Annotated in this window: 13 protein-coding genes; 9 read left to right on the top strand and 4 right to left on the bottom strand. The window is 71.3% G+C overall.

Annotation, left to right across the window (positions count from 1 at the left end; genetic code table 11):
* The first annotated feature begins 329 nt into the window (after positions 1-329).
* The 3 genes from BGP73_RS20810 (at position 330) to BGP73_RS20800 (ending at position 4,196) form a co-directional block, all read left to right on the top strand.
* Positions 330-1,268, top strand: a complete 939-nt coding sequence (locus BGP73_RS20810; protein ID WP_079127727.1) for a FadR/GntR family transcriptional regulator — start codon at positions 330-332, stop codon at positions 1,266-1,268.
* Between the two features lie 363 nt (positions 1,269-1,631).
* Entirely contained in the window at positions 1,632-3,212 is a 1,581-nt protein-coding gene (locus BGP73_RS20805; protein WP_079127726.1) for an RNA polymerase sigma factor, read from the top strand.
* 153 nt (positions 3,213-3,365) lie between these two features.
* Positions 3,366-4,196, top strand: a complete 831-nt coding sequence (locus tag BGP73_RS20800) for a S1 family peptidase (RefSeq protein ID WP_069817204.1) — start codon at positions 3,366-3,368, stop codon at positions 4,194-4,196.
* A 177-nt stretch (positions 4,197-4,373) separates the two neighbouring features.
* On the opposite strand, the gene BGP73_RS20795 is transcribed toward BGP73_RS20800, so the two are convergent.
* Positions 4,374-4,604, bottom strand: coding sequence for a DUF7455 domain-containing protein (locus BGP73_RS20795; protein ID WP_069817202.1), 231 nt, complete (start codon positions 4,602-4,604; stop codon positions 4,374-4,376).
* Between the two features lie 433 nt (positions 4,605-5,037).
* Here BGP73_RS20795 and BGP73_RS20790 point away from each other — a divergent pair, with 433 nt between their 5' ends.
* Positions 5,038-7,173, top strand: a complete 2,136-nt coding sequence (locus BGP73_RS20790; RefSeq protein ID WP_069817200.1) for a DNA gyrase/topoisomerase IV subunit B — start codon at positions 5,038-5,040, stop codon at positions 7,171-7,173.
* A gap of 112 nt (positions 7,174-7,285) precedes the next feature.
* Here the strand turns inward: BGP73_RS20790 and BGP73_RS20785 are convergent, their stop codons facing one another.
* Together BGP73_RS20785 and BGP73_RS20780 are read right to left on the bottom strand one after the other, a co-directional pair.
* A complete protein-coding gene (locus BGP73_RS20785) occupies positions 7,286-8,932 on the bottom strand; it encodes an ATP-binding protein (RefSeq protein ID WP_069817198.1) in 1,647 nt (548 codons plus the stop codon).
* Between the two features lie 140 nt (positions 8,933-9,072).
* Positions 9,073-11,547, bottom strand: coding sequence for a DNA gyrase/topoisomerase IV subunit A (locus tag BGP73_RS20780; RefSeq protein ID WP_069817196.1), 2,475 nt, complete (start codon positions 11,545-11,547; stop codon positions 9,073-9,075).
* Positions 11,548-11,811: 264 nt separating this feature from the next.
* Here BGP73_RS20780 and BGP73_RS20775 point away from each other — a divergent pair, with 264 nt between their 5' ends.
* Positions 11,812-13,170, top strand: a complete 1,359-nt coding sequence (locus BGP73_RS20775) for a M16 family metallopeptidase (protein ID WP_079127725.1) — start codon at positions 11,812-11,814, stop codon at positions 13,168-13,170.
* Between the two features lie 17 nt (positions 13,171-13,187).
* Positions 13,188-14,555 (top strand): M16 family metallopeptidase, encoded by a 1,368-nt coding sequence (locus BGP73_RS20770; RefSeq protein ID WP_069817289.1) that lies wholly within the window; start codon positions 13,188-13,190, stop codon positions 14,553-14,555.
* Between the two features lie 94 nt (positions 14,556-14,649).
* Here BGP73_RS20770 and BGP73_RS20765 read toward each other — a convergent pair whose 3' ends face one another.
* Entirely contained in the window at positions 14,650-14,931 is a 282-nt protein-coding gene (locus BGP73_RS20765; protein WP_069817191.1) for an HPr family phosphocarrier protein, read from the bottom strand.
* A gap of 198 nt (positions 14,932-15,129) precedes the next feature.
* Between BGP73_RS20765 and BGP73_RS20760 the strand changes: the two genes are divergently transcribed.
* The 3 genes from BGP73_RS20760 to BGP73_RS20750 all read left to right on the top strand — a co-directional run bounded on the left by BGP73_RS20760 (position 15,130) and on the right by BGP73_RS20750 (position 19,982).
* Positions 15,130-18,006 (top strand): bifunctional acetate--CoA ligase family protein/GNAT family N-acetyltransferase, encoded by a 2,877-nt coding sequence (locus BGP73_RS20760; RefSeq protein ID WP_069817189.1) that lies wholly within the window; start codon positions 15,130-15,132, stop codon positions 18,004-18,006.
* Positions 18,007-18,198: 192 nt separating this feature from the next.
* Positions 18,199-18,792, top strand: coding sequence for a DUF5998 family protein (locus BGP73_RS20755; protein ID WP_069817287.1), 594 nt, complete (start codon positions 18,199-18,201; stop codon positions 18,790-18,792).
* Positions 18,792-19,982, top strand: a complete 1,191-nt coding sequence (locus BGP73_RS20750; protein ID WP_069817187.1) for an alkaline phosphatase family protein — start codon at positions 18,792-18,794, stop codon at positions 19,980-19,982. The genes BGP73_RS20755 and BGP73_RS20750 overlap by 1 nt, the downstream gene beginning before the upstream one ends.
* Positions 19,983-19,984: the final 2 nt, after the last annotated feature.

The following is a 19,984-nucleotide window of genomic DNA, read 5'->3' as shown; positions in this document are numbered from 1 at the left end:
CCTCGCCCCGCCGAAGACAGCGGTCCGGGACGCCGGATTCACCGGCCCCGGCGCATCCAGGCGCCGAGGGCTGTCCCACAACTACGAGGGCAGCAGTGCGAGGCGTTCTCAGGCGGGTGCTCTCCCAACCGGCGGCAGCGCTCGCCGTGTTGGCCGAGACCTTCGCCGATCGCCGTCCGGGGATCGGCCGCCGCCGAGCCGGCAGTCCATGGGGCGCGGAGGCGGATAACGGCAGTTCATGGCGAGTGGCCACCACAGAGTCAGTGCTTGCACCCCAGTTCATAATGATTTAGCGTCAATTATCCGGTAATGGGCGATCACCCTTTCGTGTGCTTTTCACCAAAGACCTCAAGGGTGCCCGAAAGGCCGCCGACAAAGGATGCGTGAGTACCCTTGCGCACACCATGATGACCACGGCTCGCTCCGTCGATCCCGGCTCCGCCGGGTCGGGCGAGCTCAACCGTTACCCCTACGCCGATTCCCCGGTGGGCGACCGCACCGGCAGCCCTTCCTGGGAGGGCGAGAGCGAGATGGGCCGGGTCGGCCGCCGAGCCTCGGGGAACCGAGGTCGCGGACTCCACGGGCAACTCGTCCAGCAACTCGGGCAGATGATCGTCTCCGGCGACCTCGGCGCCGACCGGCCGCTGGTGCCCGAGGAGATCGGCCAGCGCTTCGAGGTCTCCCGGACCGTCGTACGCGAGTCGCTGCGCGTCCTCGAGGCCAAGGGCCTGGTCAGCGCCCGCCCCAATGTCGGCACCAGGGTCCGTCCGGTCAGCGACTGGAACCTGCTGGACCCGGACATCATCGAGTGGCGGGCCTTCGGGCCGCAGCGCGACGACCAGCGGCGGGAACTGTCCGAGCTGCGGTGGGCCATCGAGCCGCTGGCGGCCCGGCTGGCCGCCGGCCGCAACCGGGAGGAGGTCCAGCAGCGGCTCAGGGACATGACCGAGATCATGGGCCACGCCCTCGGTCAGGGTGACGCCCTGACCTTCTCCCGCGCCGACGCGGAGTTCCACGGTCTGCTGCTGCAGCTCGCCGGCAACCGGATGCTCGAGCACCTCGCGGGAATCGTCTCCTCGGCGCTCCAGGTGTCCGGTGGGCAGGCCACCGGATGTGACCGGCCGACGGAGACCTCGGTCGGCCACCACGCGCGGGTGGTGGAGGGCGTGGCCGCCGGTGACGCCGCAGCCGCCGAGTCCGCGATGCGGCATCTGCTGACCGCGCAGCCCGAGGTGGAACGAGTGGTTCCGGCTCCGCGTGAGCACTGACGGAGCAGCGGACGCCGTCGCCCCGCCCCGACGCTCCAGGCCCCGCACCGCCGACGCCGGAGCGTCGGTGCGGGCCTGGAAGGTCCCTGAGCGCCCGGTTTGACGGGCCCGCTGGGGGTGTACGTACCGTTTTGCGGGGTTTCGATCTGTTGTGCGGTGTGACTCGGGACACGCGGGATGGGCGTAACGCTCTTTGGGGAAGCGCGATGACTTAAGAGGTGATAGCCGCTGCAGGAATACGGCCGTCGTTCGCGACGCTGAGTTGCTCTGCGGCTCCGCCCGCGCGCCGTCGGCCCATCCCCGCCGGCGGTCGTCGGCTCCGGATCCCCCGGGGTCGGAAGCCGTTTCCATCGTTCCGAGAGGTTGTTCGTGTCGGCCAGCACTTCCCGTACGCTCCCGCCGGAGATTGCCGAGTCCGAGTCTGTCATGGCGCTCATCGAGCGGGGAAAGGCTGAGGGGCAGATCGCCGGCGATGACGTGCGTCGGGCCTTCGAAGCTGACCAGATTCCGCCAACCCAGTGGAAGAACGTTCTGCGCAGCCTCAACCAGGTCCTCGACGAGGAGGGTGTGACGCTGATGGTCAGTGCCGCAGAAGCACCCAAGCGCACTCGCAAGAGCGCCGCAGCGAAGGCTCCGGCGAAGCGCACCGCCACCAAGACCGTCTCCGCCAGGACCACCGCGACCAAGGTGACCGCGAAGAAGACGGCGGCCAAGAAGGCTGCCGAGCCCGTGGCCGTCGAAGCCGCCGACGAGGCGCCGGCGCCCGCGAAGAAGGCGGCCGCGAAGAAGACGGCGGCCAAGAAGACCACCGCCAAGAAGGCAGCGGCGAAGAAGACCGCCAAGAAGACCGCGGCCAAGAAGGACACCGAGGCGCTGCTCGACGTCGACGGCGTGGCCGAGGAGACCGCCGCTCCCTCGGCGGCCAAGCCGGGCGCCGAAGGGCCTGCCGTCGAGGCCGAACCGGAGAGCCAGGGCTTCGTGCTGTCCGACGAGGACGAGGACGACGCCCCGGCGCAGCAGGTCGCGGCGGCCGGTGCGACCGCCGACCCGGTGAAGGACTACCTCAAGCAGATCGGCAAGGTGCCGCTGCTCAACGCCGAGCAGGAGGTGGAGCTGGCCAAGCGGATCGAGGCGGGGCTGTTCGCCGAGGACAAGCTCGCCAACTCCGACAAGCTCGCTCCCAAGCTCAAGCGTGAGCTGGAGATCATCGCCGAGGACGGCAGACGGGCCAAGAACCACCTGCTCGAAGCGAACCTCCGGCTCGTGGTCTCGTTGGCCAAGCGCTACACCGGCCGGGGGATGCTCTTCCTCGACCTGATCCAGGAGGGCAACCTCGGTCTGATCCGGGCCGTCGAGAAATTCGACTACACCAAGGGCTACAAGTTCTCCACGTACGCCACCTGGTGGATCCGGCAGGCGATCACCCGTGCGATGGCGGACCAGGCCCGCACCATCCGCATCCCGGTGCACATGGTGGAGGTCATCAACAAGCTCGCGCGGGTGCAGCGCCAGATGCTCCAGGACCTGGGCCGCGAGCCCACCCCGGAGGAGCTGGCCAAGGAACTGGACATGACCCCGGAGAAGGTCATCGAGGTCCAGAAGTACGGCCGTGAGCCGATCTCCCTCCACACCCCGCTCGGTGAGGACGGCGACAGCGAGTTCGGTGACCTCATCGAGGACTCCGAGGCCGTGGTGCCGGCCGACGCGGTCAGCTTCACCCTGCTCCAGGAGCAGCTGCACTCCGTCCTGGACACGCTCAGCGAGCGGGAGGCCGGCGTGGTCTCCATGCGCTTCGGGCTCACCGACGGCCAGCCGAAGACGCTGGACGAGATCGGGAAGGTCTACGGCGTCACCCGCGAGCGCATCCGGCAGATCGAGTCCAAGACGATGTCGAAGCTGCGGCACCCGTCCCGCTCCCAGGTCCTTCGCGACTACCTCGACTGATCCCCGGCAGGACTGTTTCCCGGTATACGACGGCGGCAGGCCCGGAACCCGACCTGGGTTCCGGGCCTGCCGCCGTGCCCCGTCCGGGTGGCAGGCCGGTCTCGTCTGGCTCACTCTGGGTGTTGCCGATGCACCGCGTAGTGAGGAGACGGTATGGGCCCTATCTCGCGAGCATTGAGCGGACTGCCGGTACTGCTGCCGGGCGCTGTGGCGTTGCTGCTGGCCGGCGCGCCGTCCGCGGCCGCCGACCAGGTGGTGGTGGGCGGGCAGGCGGCCAAGGTGGAGGAGAGCCCCTGGGCGGTGGCGCTGGGCAGCCGGGAGCGGTTCGGCGACCACCGGTCGGGCCAGTTCTGCGGGGGCGTGGTGGTCGGGCGCAGCACCGTTCTGACGGCCGCGCACTGCCTCAGTGAGAAGGTGCTGGGGGTGGACCGGGCGAAGGTGCGGGACCTGCGGGTGATCGCGGGGCGCGAGGACCTGGGCCGGAGCGGGGGTGAAGAGCTGCCGGTACTCCGGAGCTGGGTCAATCCGGACTACGACAGCACGACCAATCGGGGCGATCTCGCGGTGCTGACGCTCCGCGAGCCACTGCCCGGGCGGTATGTCCTGCCGATGGCGGAGGAGCCGGATGACGAAGGGTACAGGCCGGACACCGAAGCGACGGTGTACGGCTGGGGCGACACGAGCGGTGAGGGGGACTACGCCGCCGTGCTGCACGCGGCACCGGTGCGGGTGCTGGCGGACGCCGTCTGTGAGCGGGCCTACCCGGGAAACCCCGAGGGTACCTACCAGGCCGGCTCCATGGTGTGTGCGGGGGAGCCGGGTGGCGGCGGTGACGCCTGCCAGGGTGACAGCGGCGGGCCGCTGGTCGCTCGGGGCCGTCTGATCGGCCTGGTGTCATGGGGGAGTGGTTGCGGGCGGGCGGGCAGCCCGGGCGTCTACACGAAGATCTCCGCGGTCGCGGATGCCGTGGCGGCGCGGATGTGAGCGCCGCGTCGGAGCTCGGGCGGGTGCGCCCCGCCCGGGGGCGAGCCGGCTCGGCCCGTCAGGGGCCGCGGCCGTGGAGCGGCAGCCAAGACGAGTTCGGGCGGTGCTTCTGTCTCCAGAAGCACCGCCCGAACCCCGGCCAGGGAGGCCGGCGTGGCTCGTCGTGGATGCGATGTGTCAGCGTTCCTCTTCGGTCCTGGAGGCCGAATCGCTCGTGAGTCGCTCCGTCTCGTCCTGTATCTCCGCAGCGACCTTCTTGAGCTCCGGCTCGAACTTGCGCCCGTGGTGGGCGCAAAAGAGCAGCTCGCCACCGCTGCTGAGCAGGACGCGCAGATAAGCCTGGGCGCCGCAACGGTCGCAGCGATCGGCGGCGGTCAGGGGGCTCGCGGGGGTCAGAACTGTAGTCACGTCGCCTCTTCTCTAGCTCGACGAGCTGTCGTACCAGGGTCAACACCCGATCGGGCCGAAAACGTTCCCGCTTCTGCCCTTCCGCTCGAAATTTCTTCGAAGTGGTGCGGATGTTGCCGGGTGGCGGCGAATGAGCCGTAGTGCGTGGGCTTACGTATTCATCGCGCTTGTCTGGGTTCGTCCTTCCGGCTGGCTTGCCGGCTTGTCCATGAGGACGTGCCCGGAGCCTAAAGGGTTCATGCGCGGAAAGGAACGTGATGTACGCGTCACACCCCCAGTCTATCGAACGCGCGATCGAATTATCATGGTCGTGACCTTTCTCTTGGGTGGCTGCACAAAGGCTCTACCAGGCCTCGGTACCCTCTCACCGGTGACCCAAGCCGACCTGGCCCGGGAACGGGCCGGACAAAAAATTCAGCGAGGAGCGAACCGCGTGACCGCCGAGACGTCCGTGCCGTCCACAGCGCTTCTGACCGGAGCAGACCGAGACGGTTCCAACTACACCGCGCGGCACCTGCTCGTCCTCGAGGGCCTCGAGGCGGTGCGCAAGCGCCCCGGTATGTACATCGGATCGACCGACAGCCGGGGACTGCTGCACTGCCTCTGGGAGATCATCGACAACTCCGTCGACGAGGCCCTCGGGGGCCACTGCGACCACATCGAGGTGGTGCTCTGCGACGACGGGTCGGTGGAGGTCCGGGACAACGGCCGAGGCATCCCGGTCGACGTCGAGCCCAAGACCGGACTGTCCGGTGTCGAAGTGGTGATGACCAAGCTGCACGCCGGCGGGAAGTTCGGCGGCGGCACCTACGCCGCCTCCGGGGGTCTGCACGGTGTCGGAGCCTCGGTGGTCAACGCCCTCTCCGCCCGACTCGACGTGGAGGTGGACCGGGGCGGGCACACCCACGCCATCAGCTTCCGGCGGGGTGTCCCGGGGATCTTCACCGAGTCAGGCCCGGACGCGCCCTTCGACCCGGGCAGCGGTCTGCTCAGGAAGAAGAAGGTGCCGAAGAACCGCACCGGGACCCGAGTGCGCTACTGGGCGGACCGGCAGATCTTCCTCAAGGACGCCAGGCTCTCCCTGGAGACGCTGTACGCCCGGGCCCGGCAGACCGCCTTCCTCGTCCCCGGGCTCACCCTCGTCGTCCGGGACGAGCGCATGCTCACCGGCGCGGACGGCGCCGAGCAGCGGCCGACCGAGGAGACCTTCCGGTACGACGGCGGGATCAGCGAGTTCTGCGAGTACCTGGCCCAGGACAAGCCGGTCTGCGACGTCCTGAGGCTCACTGGACACGGTTCCTTCAAGGAGACCGTGCCGGTCCTGGACGAGCGCGGCCACATGACCCCGACCGAGGTCAAACGCGACCTCGGCGTGGACATCGCGCTCCGCTGGGGAACCGGCTACGACACCACGGTCCGCTCCTTCGTCAACATCATCGCCACCCCGAAGGGCGGAACGCACGTATCCGGCTTCGAACGCTCCGTGACCAAGACGGTCAACGAGGTGCTCCGCTCCAGCAAGCTGCTGCGGGTCGCGGAGGACGACATCATCAAGGACGACGCCCTCGAGGGGCTGACGGCGGTGGTCACCGTACGTCTGGCCGAGCCGCAGTTCGAGGGGCAGACCAAGGAGGTGCTCGGTACCTCCGCGGCCTCCCGGATCGTCGCCAACGTGGTGGCCAAGGAGCTGAAGTCCTTCCTGACCTCCACGAAGCGGGACGCCAAGCAGCAGGCGCGGGCCGTCCTGGAGAAGGCCGTCGCCGCCGCGCGCACCAGGATCGCGGCCCGGCAGCACAAGGAGGCACAGCGGCGGAAGACGGCCCTGGAGACCTCCTCGCTGCCCGCGAAGCTCGCCGACTGCCGTAGCGACGACGTCGAGCGGAGCGAGTTGTTCATCGTGGAGGGGGACTCGGCGCTCGGTACCGCGAAGCTCGCCCGGAACTCGGAGTTCCAGGCGCTGCTGCCGATCCGCGGCAAGATCCTGAACGTCCAGAAGTCCTCGGTCTCGGACATGCTCAAGAACGCCGAGTGCGGTGCCATCATCCAGGTCATAGGAGCCGGGTCCGGCAGGACCTTCGACCTTGACGCGGCTCGCTACGGCAAGATCGTGCTGCTGGTGGACGCCGATGTCGACGGGGCGCACATCCGCTGCCTGCTGCTCACCCTGTTCCAGCGCTACATGCGGCCCATGGTCGAGGCCGGACGGGTCTTCGCGGCCGTCCCGCCGTTGCACCGGGTGGAGCTGACCCACCCCAAGAAGGGCCAGGACAAGTACGTCTACACCTACTCCGACAACGAACTCCGCGCCACCCTCATGGAGTTCCAGCGCAAGGGGATCAGGTACAAGGAGTCGATCCAGCGCTACAAGGGCCTCGGTGAGATGGACGCGGACCAGTTGGCGGAGACCACGATGGATCCGCGGCACCGCACCCTGCGCCGGATCAACATCGGTGATCTGGAGGCCTCCGAGCAGATCTTCGACCTGCTGATGGGCAACGCCGTGGCGCCCCGCAAGGAGTTCATCACCAGCTCCGCCGCGACCCTGGACCGATCGCGCATCGACGCCTGAACCGCATCCGGAGGGGGGAGCGCCGGTCCGGCCCGGAGGAGCCGACCGGCCGGCGCTCTCCCCGCGGGTGCGGCTTCGCGGGCCGCCGCGCAGCCGCACCCCTACCCGAAGGTCACCGCCCGGCGGTCTCCCTGTCCGTGAGGGCTTCCGGCAGTACGACGGTGAACTGCGCCCCGCCCCCCGCGCCGACCCCGGCCCGGACGCTGCCGCCCTGCCGCTGCGCCAGCCGCCGCACCAGCGCGAGGCCCAGGCCGCGTTGACCGCCGTGAGCGGGCGGCTCCTTGGTGGACCAGCCCTCGGTGAAGATCGACTCCCGCTGCTCCGCAGGGATGCCAGGTCCGGAGTCCTCGACCCGCAGTACGGCCCGGCGGCCGTCCGCCCTGATCTCCACCACCACCTCCGGCTCCGCGCTGCCGCTCGCCGCGTCCAGGGCGTTGTCGACGAGATTGCCGACCACGGTCACCAGACCGGGCGGGTCCACCACGCGGTCCGGCAGCAGCGTGCCCGGGGAGAGCCGCAGCGAGACCCCGCGCTCCGCCGCGACCGTGGCCTTCCCCACCAGCAGTGCCGCCAGCAGCGGATCGCGCACCCGCTCAGCCACCTGCTCCGCCGTCGCCCGGTGCGCCCCCACGGCCTCGGTGATGAACTCCACCGCCTCCTCGTGGAGGCCCAGTTCCAACAACCCCAGCAGGGTGTGCATCCGGTTGGCGTGCTCGTGGTCCTGGGCGCGTAGTGCGTCGATCAGCCCGCGGGTGCCGTCGAGTTCCCTGCCGAGCCGTTCCAATTCGGTGCGGTCGCGCAGCGTCACCACCGCCCCGCCGTCGTCGGTCGGCATCCGGTTGACGACGAGCACCCGCCCACCGGCCACCGTCAGCAGATCGTCCCCGGTCACCCGGCCGGCGAGCACCTCGGCGGTCCGACTCGGTCCCAGAAGCTCGGCCGCCGGCCGCCCGATCGCCGTCTCGTCGAGGCCGAGCAGCCGCTGCGCCTCGTCGTTGACCAGCCGCACCCGGCCGGCTCCGTCGAGCGCGACGACCCCTTCGCGGATGGCGTGCAGCATCGCCTCACGCTCGGCGAGGAGGGCGGAGATGTCCGAGAAGGCCAGGTCGTGGGTGCGGCGCTGCAGACTGCGGGAGACCCGGTAGGCCGCCAGGGCACCCACCGCGAGTGCGCCGCCGGCGTAGGCCAGCAGCCCCGGCACGGCCGACAGCAGTCGGTCATGGACGCTCTCGTAGGCGATGCCGACCGAGACCGCTCCGACGATCCGGCCGTTGCCGTCGCGCAACGGCACCTTGCCCCTGGCGGTGCGGCCCAGGGTGCCCACGTCGATCTGCATGACCTCCTGCCCGGCCAGCGCACTGCTCGGATCGGTCGATACCCGCCGGCCGATCTGCTCGGGGGAGGTGTGCGACCAGCGGATCCCCGAGCGGTCCATGACCACCACGTACTCCGCACCGGTGGAGCGGCGGATCCGCTCGGCGTACGCCTGGATAGGGCCCTCCGGGCTGGGCCGGGTGCTCCTCAACTGGTCCGCGAGGACCGGACGGGCCGAGGTGGTCTGGGCGATGGCGAGGGCGCGCCGCATCGACTGGTCGTCGAGCTGGTCACCGAGCGGGGCGAGGAAGAGGCCGGTGGCCAGGGTGGTGACCCCGGTTGCGATGGCCAACTGCATCAGCAGCACCTGGGAGAAGACGCGGCGGGGGCGGCCGATGCGCCATCGCGACGCCGGACCGCGCTCCAGCGGGGTGGCTGTGCTCATGGGGACGAAAGTAAGGGGTGCCGGAACACGCCACCGCACCGGGTGGGAGGGGGAGCGCCGCCCCCTCGGCCGCCCCCGCCGCGGCCCCCGCGGAACGGGTGACTCCCACCCCACCCGTGGGGAAGGAGCCACCCGAGGGGCTAGGCCGGGCCCGCGACCGCGGCGACGGTCTTGGTGAACGGGGTCCCCGAGCCGTCGCGGCGGGGGTCGATCTCCGGAAGTGCCACCTGGGCCCCGGACTTGGTCGCAGCCCGGGCCGGCACGGGCCCGACCCAGGCGAAGACGAGACGGTCCTCTCCCTTGAGGAAGCGCTGGCAGCGCACCCCGCCCGTCGCCCGCCCCTTGCGCGGGTACTGGTCGAAGGGGGTGAGTTTCGCCGTCCGCACCGAGCCGGCGAGGGTGCCCTCGGCGCCCGCCACGGTGAACACCACGGCCTCCGCCGCGGGGTCGACCGCGCTGAACGCGATCACCCTCGCTCCTCCCGACAGTTTGACGCCCGCCATGCCGCCGGCCGGCCGGCCCTGCGGTCGCACCGCGGACGCGGGGTAGCGCAGCAGCTGCGCCTCGTCGGTGACGAAGACGAGGTCCTCCTCACCGGTGCGCAGCTCCACCGCCCCGATGATCCGGTCACCCTCCCGGAGGCTGATGACCTCCAACTCCTCCTTGTGGCCCGGATAGTCCGGCACCACCCGCTTGACCACCCCGTGCGCGGTGCCGATCGCCAGCCCCGGTGAGTTCTCGTCCAACGAGGTCAGGCAGACCAGCTGCTCGTCCTCCTCCAGCGAGAGGAACTCGGCGATCGGAGCGCCGCCGGCCAGGTTCGGCGCCCCGGTGGAGGGAGGCAGCTGGGGCAGGTCGATGACCGGCAGCCGCAGCAGCCGGCCCCTGGAGGTCACCGCCCCGACGTGGGCGCGGGCGGTGGTGGACACGGCGGAGACGATCAGGTCGTGCTTGGTCCGCTTGCCGCCTCCCGCCTCCGACGGCGGCGCCTCACCCTCGGCCCGCGCCAACAGCCCGGTGGAGGAGAGCAGTACCCGGCAGGGGTCGTCGGCGACCTGCAACGGCACCGCCGCCACCGGGGCGTCCTCCGACGCCAGCAGTACCGTGCGCCGCTTCATGCCGAACTTCTTCGCCACCTGGGCGAGTTCGCTTGAGACCAGCTTGCGCAGCTCGGCGTCCGACTCCAGGATCCGGGTCAGCGCCTCGATGTCGGTGTTGAGCTGGTCGCGCTCGGACTCCAGCTCGATCCGGTCGAACCTGGTCAGCCGCCGAAGCGGGGTGTCGAGGATGTACTGGGTCTGGGTCTCGCTCAGCTGGAAGCGGGTCATCAACCCCGTCTTGGCGGCCGCGGAGTCATCGCTGGAGCGGATGATGCGGATCACCTCGTCGATGTCGATCAGAGCTACGAGCAGGCCCTCGACCAGGTGGAGCCGGTCCCGGCGCTTGGTGCGACGGAACTCGCTGCGCCGGCGCACCACCGAGAAGCGGTGGTCGAGGTAGACCTCCAGCAGTTCCTTCAGCCCCAGCGTCAGCGGCTGGCCGTCCACCAGCGCGACGTTGTTGATGCCGAAGGACTCCTCCATGGGGGTCAGTTTGTAGAGCTGCTCCAGCACCGCCTCGGGGTTGAAGCCGTTCTTGATCTCGATGACCAGCCGCAGTCCGTGCTCCCGGTCGGTCAGGTCCTTGACGTCCGCGATGCCCTGCAGCTTCTTCGCGCCGACGAGGTCCTTGATCTTGGAGATCACCTTCTCCGGGCCCACGGCGAACGGAAGTTCCGTCACCACCAGTCCCTTGCGGCGCGGTGTGACCTCCTCCACCGCCGCCGTGGCGCGCATCTTGAAGGTGCCCCGGCCGGACTCGTAGGCGTCCCGCACCCCCTCGAGGCCGACGATCTGGCCGCCGGTGGGCAGGTCGGGCCCGGGGACCAACCGCATCAGGGTGTCCAGGTCCGCCCCCGGATGCCTGATCAGGTGGCGGGCGGCGGCGATCACCTCGCCGAGGTTGTGCGGCGGCATGTTCGTCGCCATGCCCACCGCGATCCCGGAGGCGCCGTTGACCAGCAGGTTCGGATAGGCGGCCGGCAGGGCCGCCGGCTCCTGCTCCTGGCCGTCGTAGTTCGGCGCGAAGTCGACGGTGTCCTCGTCGATGGACTCCGTCATCAGCGAGGTGGCGGCGGCCATCCGGCACTCGGTGTAGCGCATCGCGGCCGGCGGGTCGTCGTTGCCGAGCGAGCCGAAGTTGCCGTGGCCGTCCACCAGCGGAAGCCGCATCGAGAACGGCTGGGCCATCCGGACCAGGGCGTCGTAGATGGAGGCGTCACCGTGCGGATGGAGCTTGCCCATCACCTCGCCGACCACCCGGGCGCACTTGACGTGGCCGCGGTCGGGCCGCAGCCCCATCTCGTTCATCTGGTAGACGATGCGCCGGTGCACCGGCTTCAGGCCGTCCCGGGCGTCGGGGAGCGCGCGCGAGTAGATGACCGAGTAGGCGTACTCGAGGTAGGACGCCTGCATCTCGTCGACGACGTCGATGTCGAGAATGCGCTCCTCGAAGTCCGTCCCCGTCTCTGCCCGGGAGTCGCCTCCCGATGGTGGGGTCTTGCTGCGGCGGGCCATCTCGGCTGCTGCTCCTTAGCTGCTCGAACGACTGCGGGTGGGCGTAAGGGCTCCGAACAATATGGGGATTTGATCAGCTTGTGGCGTCTGGCACGCATATTGTTCGGGGCTCCATGTGCCGGTGCCGACGACCATTGTGGACCCAGCGGGTGACAGCGTGATCCGCGACCCGGCACGCTCCCGCACGCTACGGGAACTTCCCCGGGCTCCCACGTGCTTGCATACAGTGTCAGCACCGCACCACCAGCGATCGAAGGGACGTACATGCCCATGGGTCACACGGCCACGCCCCAGGCCGGGGCAGGCCTGACAGCGACGGAGCACCGGCTGGCCAACGGCCTGCGCGTGGTGCTCTCCGAGGACCACCTGACCCCGGTCGCCGCGGTCTGCCTCTGGTACGACGTGGGATCGCGCCACGAGGTCAAGGGCCGCACCGGCCTTGCTCACCTCTTCGAGCACCTGATGTTCCAAGGCTCGGCGAGCGTACCGGGCAACGGACACTTCGAACTCGTGCAGGGCGCCGGCGGGTCGCTCAACGGCACCACCAGCTTCGAGCGGACCAACTACTTCGAGACCATGCCCGCCCACCAGTTGGAGCTCGCGCTCTGGCTGGAGGCCGACCGGATGGGCACCCTGCTCTCGGCGCTCGACGAGGAGAGCATGGAGAACCAGCGCGACGTCGTCAAGAACGAGCGGCGCCAGCGCTACGACAACGTCCCCTACGGCACCGCCTTCGAACGGCTGACCGCCCAGGTCTTCCCGGAGGGACACCCCTACCACCACACGCCGATCGGCTCGATGGCCGACCTCGACGCCGCCTCCCTCGAGGACGCCCGGAACTTCTTCCGCACCTACTACGCGCCGAACAACGCGGTTCTCTCGGTCGTCGGCGACATCGACCCCGACACCACACTCGCCTGGATCGAGAAGTACTTCGGCACGATCCCCTCCCACGACGGCAAACAGCCGCCGCGCGACGGAACGCTCCCGGAGATCATCGGGGAACAACTGCGGCAGGAGATCGTCGAGGAGGTCCCGGCCCGTGCCCTGGTGGCCGCCTACCGGCTGCCGCAGGACGGCGGTCGCGCGGCGGACGCCGCCGACCTGGCGCTCACCATCCTGGGCGGCGGGGAGTCCTCCCGGCTCCACAACCGCCTGGTGCGCCGGGACCGTACGGCCGTCGCCGCCGGATTCGGCCTTATGCGGCTCGCCGGCGCCCCCTCGCTGGGCTGGCTGGACGTCAAGGCGGCCGGCGGGGTGGAGGTCCCCGAGATCGAGTCCGCTGTGGACGACGAGTTGGCCCGGTTCGCCGAGGAGGGTCCGACCCCGGAGGAGATGGAGCGCGCCCAGGCGCAGCTGGAGCGCGAGTGGCTGGACCAACTCGCCACCGCCGGTGGCCGGGCCGACCAGCTCTGCCGCTACGCGGTGCTGTTCGACGACCCGCAGCTGGCCTTCACCGCCGTCCAGCGGATTCTGGAGATCACCCCGGAGGAGGTCCGCGAGGTCGCCGCCGCCCGGCTGCGGCCCGACAACCGCGCGGTCCTGGTGTACGAACCCGCGGAGTCCGCCGGCACCGAGTCCGGCGACGACGGTCACGACGAAGAGGAGGCGGCGGCCCAGTGAGCGACGCCGGCACGACCATGACGCTCCACCCCCAGCCGAAGGGCACCGAGCCCAGGCCGTGGGCCTTCCCGGCGCCCGAGCGCGATGTCCTGCCCAACGGGCTCACCGTGCTGCACTGCCACCGGCCGGGCCAACAGGTCATCGCGGTCGAGGTGGTGCTCGACGCCCCGCTGGACGCCGAACCCGAGGGACTCGACGGCGTCGCCACGATCATGGCGCGGGCGTTCTCCGAGGGTACCGACAAGCACTCCGCCGAGGAGTTCGCCGCCGAGTTGGAGCGCTGCGGCGCGACCATCGACGCCCACGCCGACCACCCGGGTGTCCGGGTCACCCTGGAGGTGCCGGCCTCCCGGCTGGCCAGGGCGCTCGGTCTGCTCGCCGACGCGCTGCGCGCTCCGGCCTTCCCGGAGGGCGAGGTGGAGCGCCTGGTCAGCAACCGCCTGGACGAGATCCCGCACGAGCTGGCCACCCCGGCCCGCCGGGCGGCCAAGGAGCTCTACAAGGAACTCTTCCCGGCCGATCTCCGGATGTCCCGGCCCCGTCAGGGCACCGAGGAGACGGTCCGGGCGATCGACGCGGCGGCCGTGCGCGCCTTCTACCGGGCCCACATCCGGCCGGCCACCGCGACGGTGGTCATCGTCGGGGACTTCACCGGAATCCCGCTCGCCGAGACGCTCGCCGACACCCTCGGCGCCTGGACCGGGGACAGCGCCCAGCCGCGTACCGCACCCCCCGTCCGCGCGGACGACACCGGCCGGGTGGTCATCGTCGACCGGCCCGGTGCGGTGCAGACCCAGTTGCTGATCGGCCGGATCGGCCCCGACCGCCACGATCGGGTGTGGCCCGCACAGGTGCTCGGTGTCTACTGCCTGGGCGGGACGCTCACCTCGCGGCTCGACCGGGTGCTCCGGGAGGAGAAGGGCTACACCTACGGGGTGCGCGCCTTCGGCCAGGTGCTGCGCTCCAGTCCGGACGGAAGCGGTGCCGCGATCCTGGCGATCAGCGGTTCGGTGGCCACCGAGGTCACCGGCCCCGCGCTGGAGGACACCTGGAAGGTGCTGGGCGCGCTGGCCGCCGGGGGGTTGACCGAGGAGGAGCGCGATGTCGCGGTGCAGAACCTGGTGGGCGTGGCGCCCCTGAGGTACGAGACGGCTTCGGCCGTCGCCGGGACCCTGGCCGACCAGGTCGAGCAGCATCTGCCGGACGACTTCCAGGCCCAGATCTACTCGCGGCTCGCCGAGACCGGCACCGTTGAGGCGACCGCTGCCGCGGTCAGCGCCTTCCCGGCGGATCGGCTGGTCACGGTCCTCGTGGGCGACGCCGCGGTCATCGAGGAGCCGGTACGGGCCCTGGGCATCGGCCGCGTCGAGGTGGTCCCGGGCTGACCGGGAGGCGGCCACGGGCTCCCGGAACACGTGCTCCGGAGCCCTGTGGCCGCCGGCCGACGCCGTGGCCGGAGCGACGGCGACGCTGCGGCGGTCAGACGGTCTCGGGCAGTTCGTCCAGTCCTTCGGCGACCAGCTTGGCCAACCGGTCCAGGGCCCCCTCAGCCCCCTCGGCCTCCGAAGTGAGGGTCACCTCGTCGCCGTTCTCCGCCCCGAGGCCCAGCACGGCCAGCATGGAGGCGGCGTTGACGGGCGCGCCGTCGGCCTTGGAGATCTTCACCGGCACCCCCGACGCGGTCGCGGCGCGGACGAAGATCGAGGCAGGGCGGGCGTGCAAGCCCTCGGCCCAGCCGATGGTGACGCGGCGTTCAACCATGTCTGCTGCCCTTCAGGTCGCCTTCGGTCATCTTAGGACGTTTTCGAAAAACATCGGTTGAGCCTGCGAGCCGCGGCCTCGCCCCGGTCCACTGCCGTGCCGGCTCCTCCGCCCAGCCACGCTTTCCGTTACGGCCGAGCCGCGCAGCGCCACCCGCCGAACCCCCGCCACCGCGCACCAAGTCGTTAGGGTGGCTCCATGGAGACGCCGTCAGAGCACGTCTACCCGGCCCACTGGGAAGCCGACGTGGTGCTGCGCGACGGCGGTACCGCACGGATCCGGCCCATCACCCCGGACGACGCCCAGCGGCTGGTCGACTTCTACGAACGGGTCTCGGACGAGTCGAAGTACTACCGCTTCTTCGCACCGTACCCGCGCCTCTCCGACCGCGACGTCCACCGTTTCACGCACCACGACTACGTCGACCGGGTCGGGCTGGCCGCGACGATCGGCGGAGAGTTCATCGCCACCGTCCGCTACGACCGGATCGACCCGGAGGGCCGCCCGGCCCGCGGCGCCGCCGAGGAGGCGGAGGTCGCCTTCCTGGTGCAGGACGCCCACCAGGGGCGGGGGGTCGCCTCCGCGCTGATGGAGCACATCGCCGCGGTAGCGCGCGAGCGCGGCATCCGGCGGTTCGCCGCTGAGGTGCTGCCGGCCAACAGCAAGATGATCAAGGTCTTCACCGATGCCGGCTACACCCAGAAGCGCAGCTTCACCGACGGCGTGGTCCGGCTGGAACTCGACCTGGAGCCCACCGAGCGCTCCCTCGCCGTCCAGCGGGCCCGGGAGCACCGCGCCGAGGCGCGCTCCGTCCAGCGGCTGCTGGCCCCGGGATCGGTCGCGGTCGTCGGCGCCGGCCGCCAGCCCGGCGGGGTGGGCCGCAGCGCCCTCCGCGCGCTGGTGGAAGGCGGCTTCCCCGGGCGGTTGTTCGCCGTCAACCACGCCTTCCCGGAGGGGATGACGCTCCTGGAGCCGGAAGGCGTCCCCGCCTACCGGTCGGTGCGCGACATCGGGGAGCCCGTCGATCTCGCCGTCGTCGCGGTGCCCGCGGCGGCCGTGCCCGAGGTGGTCGACGGCTGCGGTGAGCAGGGGGTCCAGGGCCTGGTGGTGCTCTCGGCCGGCTACGGCGAGAGCGGCGACGACGGCCGGCGGCGGCAACGTGAACTCGTCCGCCAGGCCCGCTCCCACGGCATGCGGATCATCGGACCGAACGCCTTCGGCGTCCTCAACACCTCGCCCGAGGTACGGCTCAACGCCTCGCTGGCGCCCCAGTTGCCGCGCGCCGGGCGGATCGGGCTGTTCACCCAGTCGGGTGCCATCGGCATCGCGCTGCTCTCCGGACTGCACCGGCGAGGCAGCGGTCGCATCGGCGTCTCCACCTTCGTCTCCGCGGGCAACCGCGCGGACGTCTCCGGCAACGACCTGCTGCAGTACTGGCACGACGATCCGGACACGGATGTGGCCCTCATGTACCTGGAGTCCATCGGCAACCCCCGGAAGTTCACCCGGCTCGCCCGGCGCACGGCCGCCCGGAAACCCGTCGTGGTGGTCAAGGGGGCCCGGCACAGCGGTGCGGCGCCCACCGGCCACGCCGTGCCCACCACCAGGATTCCGGAGGCCACCGTGTCCGCGCTGTTCCAGCAGGCCGGCGTGGTCCGGGTGGACACCGTCACCGAACTCGTCGACACCGGTCTGCTGCTGGCCGGCCAGCCACTGCCGGCCGGCCCCCGGGTGGCGATCCTCGGCAACAGCGACTCCCTCGGCCTGCTCGCCTACGACGCCTGCCTCACCGAGCGGCTGGAGCCGCTGCCGCCGCGCGACCTCACCACCTCGGCCACTCCGGCGGACTTCCGGGACGCCCTCGCGGCCGCGCTCGCCGACGACCTCTGCGACGCGGTCATCGTCACGGCCATCCCCGGTGTCGGTGCGAACGGCGACTACCACACCGAACAAGGCCCCGGGGGCGGCGACGGCCCGGTCCTGGCCGCGGCGCTCCAGGCGGCGGTATCCCGGAGCGGAAGGACCAAGCCCGTCGCGGTGGTGCACCTGGAGATCGAGGGGCTGGCGGCTGCCCTGGGCAGTCTCGCCGCGGAGACGGAGCCGCGGCACCCGGCCCATTCGCAACCGCCAGCCGGTGCGGAGGGCGACGCACCGTCCGCCGGGGAGGGCTCCGAGCCGCCCGAGGAACCATGTGGCCCCGGCATCCCCGCCTATCCGGCCGCCGAGCGGGCCGTAAGGGCGCTGGGCGAGGCCGTGCGCTACGCGAACTGGCGACGGCAGAGCGCCGAACCGGGCCGGGTTCCGGAGTTCGAGGACATCGACGAGGCGGGGGCCGGGGCCGACATCGAAGCCCTGCTGGGGTCCCGACCGGTCGGTGGCGGGGCGACCGGCCTTCCCCTCCGGAGCGAGGACGGCCACGCGCTACTCGCCCGCTACGGCATCGAGGTCAGCGCGGTACGCCCCGCCTCCGATCCGGAGACCGCGGTGGCCGCCGCCGCCGAGCTCGGCTTTCCGGTGGCGTTGAAGACCACCGCGCCGCACCTGCGCCACCGGCCCGACCTCGGAGGCGTCCGACTCGACCTGCCGACCGAGAGCGAGCTGCGCCGGGCACACCGGGAACTGACCCGGTCACTCGGCAGCGCGGCGGAGCTCGGGCTCGTCGTCCAGGCCATGGCGCCGCGCGGGGTGGACACCGTGGTACGGGCCGTGATCGATCCGGCCGCCGGGGCCGTGGTCTCCTTCGGTCTCGCCGGGGTCCCCTCCGAACTGCTCGGTGACACCGCGCACCGGCTGGTTCCGGTGACCGACCGCGACGCCGCCGAACTCGTGCGCTCGATCCAGGCCGCGCCGCTGCTCTTCGGCTGGCGCGGCACCCGGCCGGTGGACACCGCCGCTCTGGAGGAACTGCTTCAGCGGCTCTCCCGGCTGGTCGACGACCATCCCGAGGTGGTGGCCGTCGACCTGGAGCCGGTGGTGGTCGCCGCCCGGGGGCTGACCGTGCTCGGAGCCGCTGTCCAGCTGGCCCCGGCTCCGGCCAGCCCGGACCTCGCGCCGCGTCGGCTCCCCCGTTACTGACGGCGTCCCGGGGCCGTGGGCCGCGTCGGAGGTTCTCCGCCAGTGGCCGCCGGGGAGGACCGGGACGGTGGCAAAGCGTCGGCCATCGCCCATACAGGGTCGTACCGGGGTGTCCCGGCGGACGCGGCGAGCTGCCACGGCTGTCGTCGTCCACCGGCCGGGGAGCGGCGGACAGCCCTTAGGATGGACCGCATGGCGAAGACCGGTACGACGACCCAGGGGCTGCGCGCGGCGATCGAGCGCAGCGGCTACTATCCGGCCCTCGTGGCCGAGGCCGTGGAGGCCGCCGTGGGCGGTGAGCCCGTGGCTTCGTACTTGGTGCACCAGGAGACCACCTTCGACTCCAACGAGGTGCGTCGGCACGTCACCGTCCTCGCCCTGACCGCCACCCGCTTCATCGTCAGCCACACCGACGAGCAGGCGGCCGACGGGACCTCCCCCTCGCCGTACGCCACGACCTCCACCGAGTCCGTCCGACTGGAGCGGATCTCCTCGGTCGTGCTCAGCAGGGTGGTGGCCAACCCCGAGGCCTACACCCGGGGCACCCAGCCCCGCGAAGTGGTGCTCACCATCGGCTGGGGCGCGGTCAACCGCATCGACCTCGAACCGGCCGCCTGCGGGGACCCCAACTGCGAGGCCGACCACGGCTACACCGGCTCGGCCACCGCCGACGACCTCAGCCTCCGGGTGAGCGAGGCGGGCGACGGGCCGGACTCCGTGCGCCAGACCCTCGCCTTCGCGCAGGCGCTGTCCGAGGCGACCGTCGTCGCCGCCAAGAACCGCTGATGGCACATCCCGCCACCGGCTGGCCGGCGGATCCCCCTCCGCTCGACCCCCGCTCGGCGCCCCTGCCCGCCTACGGCAAGGGCTCCCTCGCCGACCTGCTGCCGGATGTCGCCACCGGCCAGGGGGTCCCCGGCCTGAGCAGCGGTCTCGGGCTGGAGCCCGCCGACCGGGTCTGCGTCTTCCTGGTCGACGGTCTGGGCTGGGAGCTGCTGCGAGCCCACCCCGAGCAGGCGCCCTTCCTGACCTCGCTGCTGCCGAGTTCCCACGGGGGCAGGGGTGAGCCGATAACCGTCGGCTTCCCCTCGACCACCGCCACCTCGCTCGCCTCGGTCGGCACCGGTCTGCCGCCCGGGTCCCACGGGCTGGCCGGCTACACCGTCCAGGACCCGGACACCGGTGTGCTGATGAACCAGCTGCGCTGGAGGCCGTGGACCGATCCGCACCGCTGGCAGCCGTATCCGACGGTCTTCCAGCTGGCGTCGGCTGCCGGGGTCGCCACCTGCCAGGTCACGGCCCCGGAGTTCGAGAAGACCCCGCTGACCGAGGTCGCGCTGAGCGGCGGCACCTTCCACGGCCGACTCACCGGCGAGGAACGGATGGACTTCGCCGCCGACCGGCTCGCCGCGGCCGGCCGCTCGCTGGTCTACACCTACTACAGCGACGTGGACGGCAAGGGCCACCGCTTCGGTGTGGACTCCGACGCCTGGCGCGACCAACTGTCGTACGTCGACCGCTTGGCCCAGCGGCTCGCCGAGCAACTGCCGCCGCGCGCGGTGCTCTACGTCACCGCCGACCACGGGATGATCGACGTCCCCTTCGATCCCGACTCCCGGATCGACTTCGATGAGGACTGGGAGCTGCGGGCCGGCGTCCGGCTGCTGGGCGGTGAGGGCCGCGCCCGGCATATCTACGCTCTGCCGGGTGCCGCCGCCGACGTGGCCGCCGTCTGGCGCGAGGTGCTCGGCGACCGGATGTGGATCGCCGGTCGCGACGAGGCGATCGCGGCCGGCTGGTTCGGCCCGGTCGAGAGCCGGGTGCGCGGCCGGATCGGCGACGTGGTCGCCGCGGCCCGCGACGACATCGCCGTCATCGCCTCGCAGACCGAGCCCAACGAGTCGTCGATGGTCGGGCTGCACGGCTCGATGACAGCCGCGGAACAGCTCGTCCCGCTCCTCGAAGTACGTACCTGACC

The organism is Streptomyces sp. TP-A0874 (assembly GCF_001748085.1).
Lineage (GTDB): Bacteria > Actinomycetota > Actinomycetes > Streptomycetales > Streptomycetaceae > Streptomyces.
This window is presented reverse-complemented; position numbering and strand designations above follow the sequence as displayed.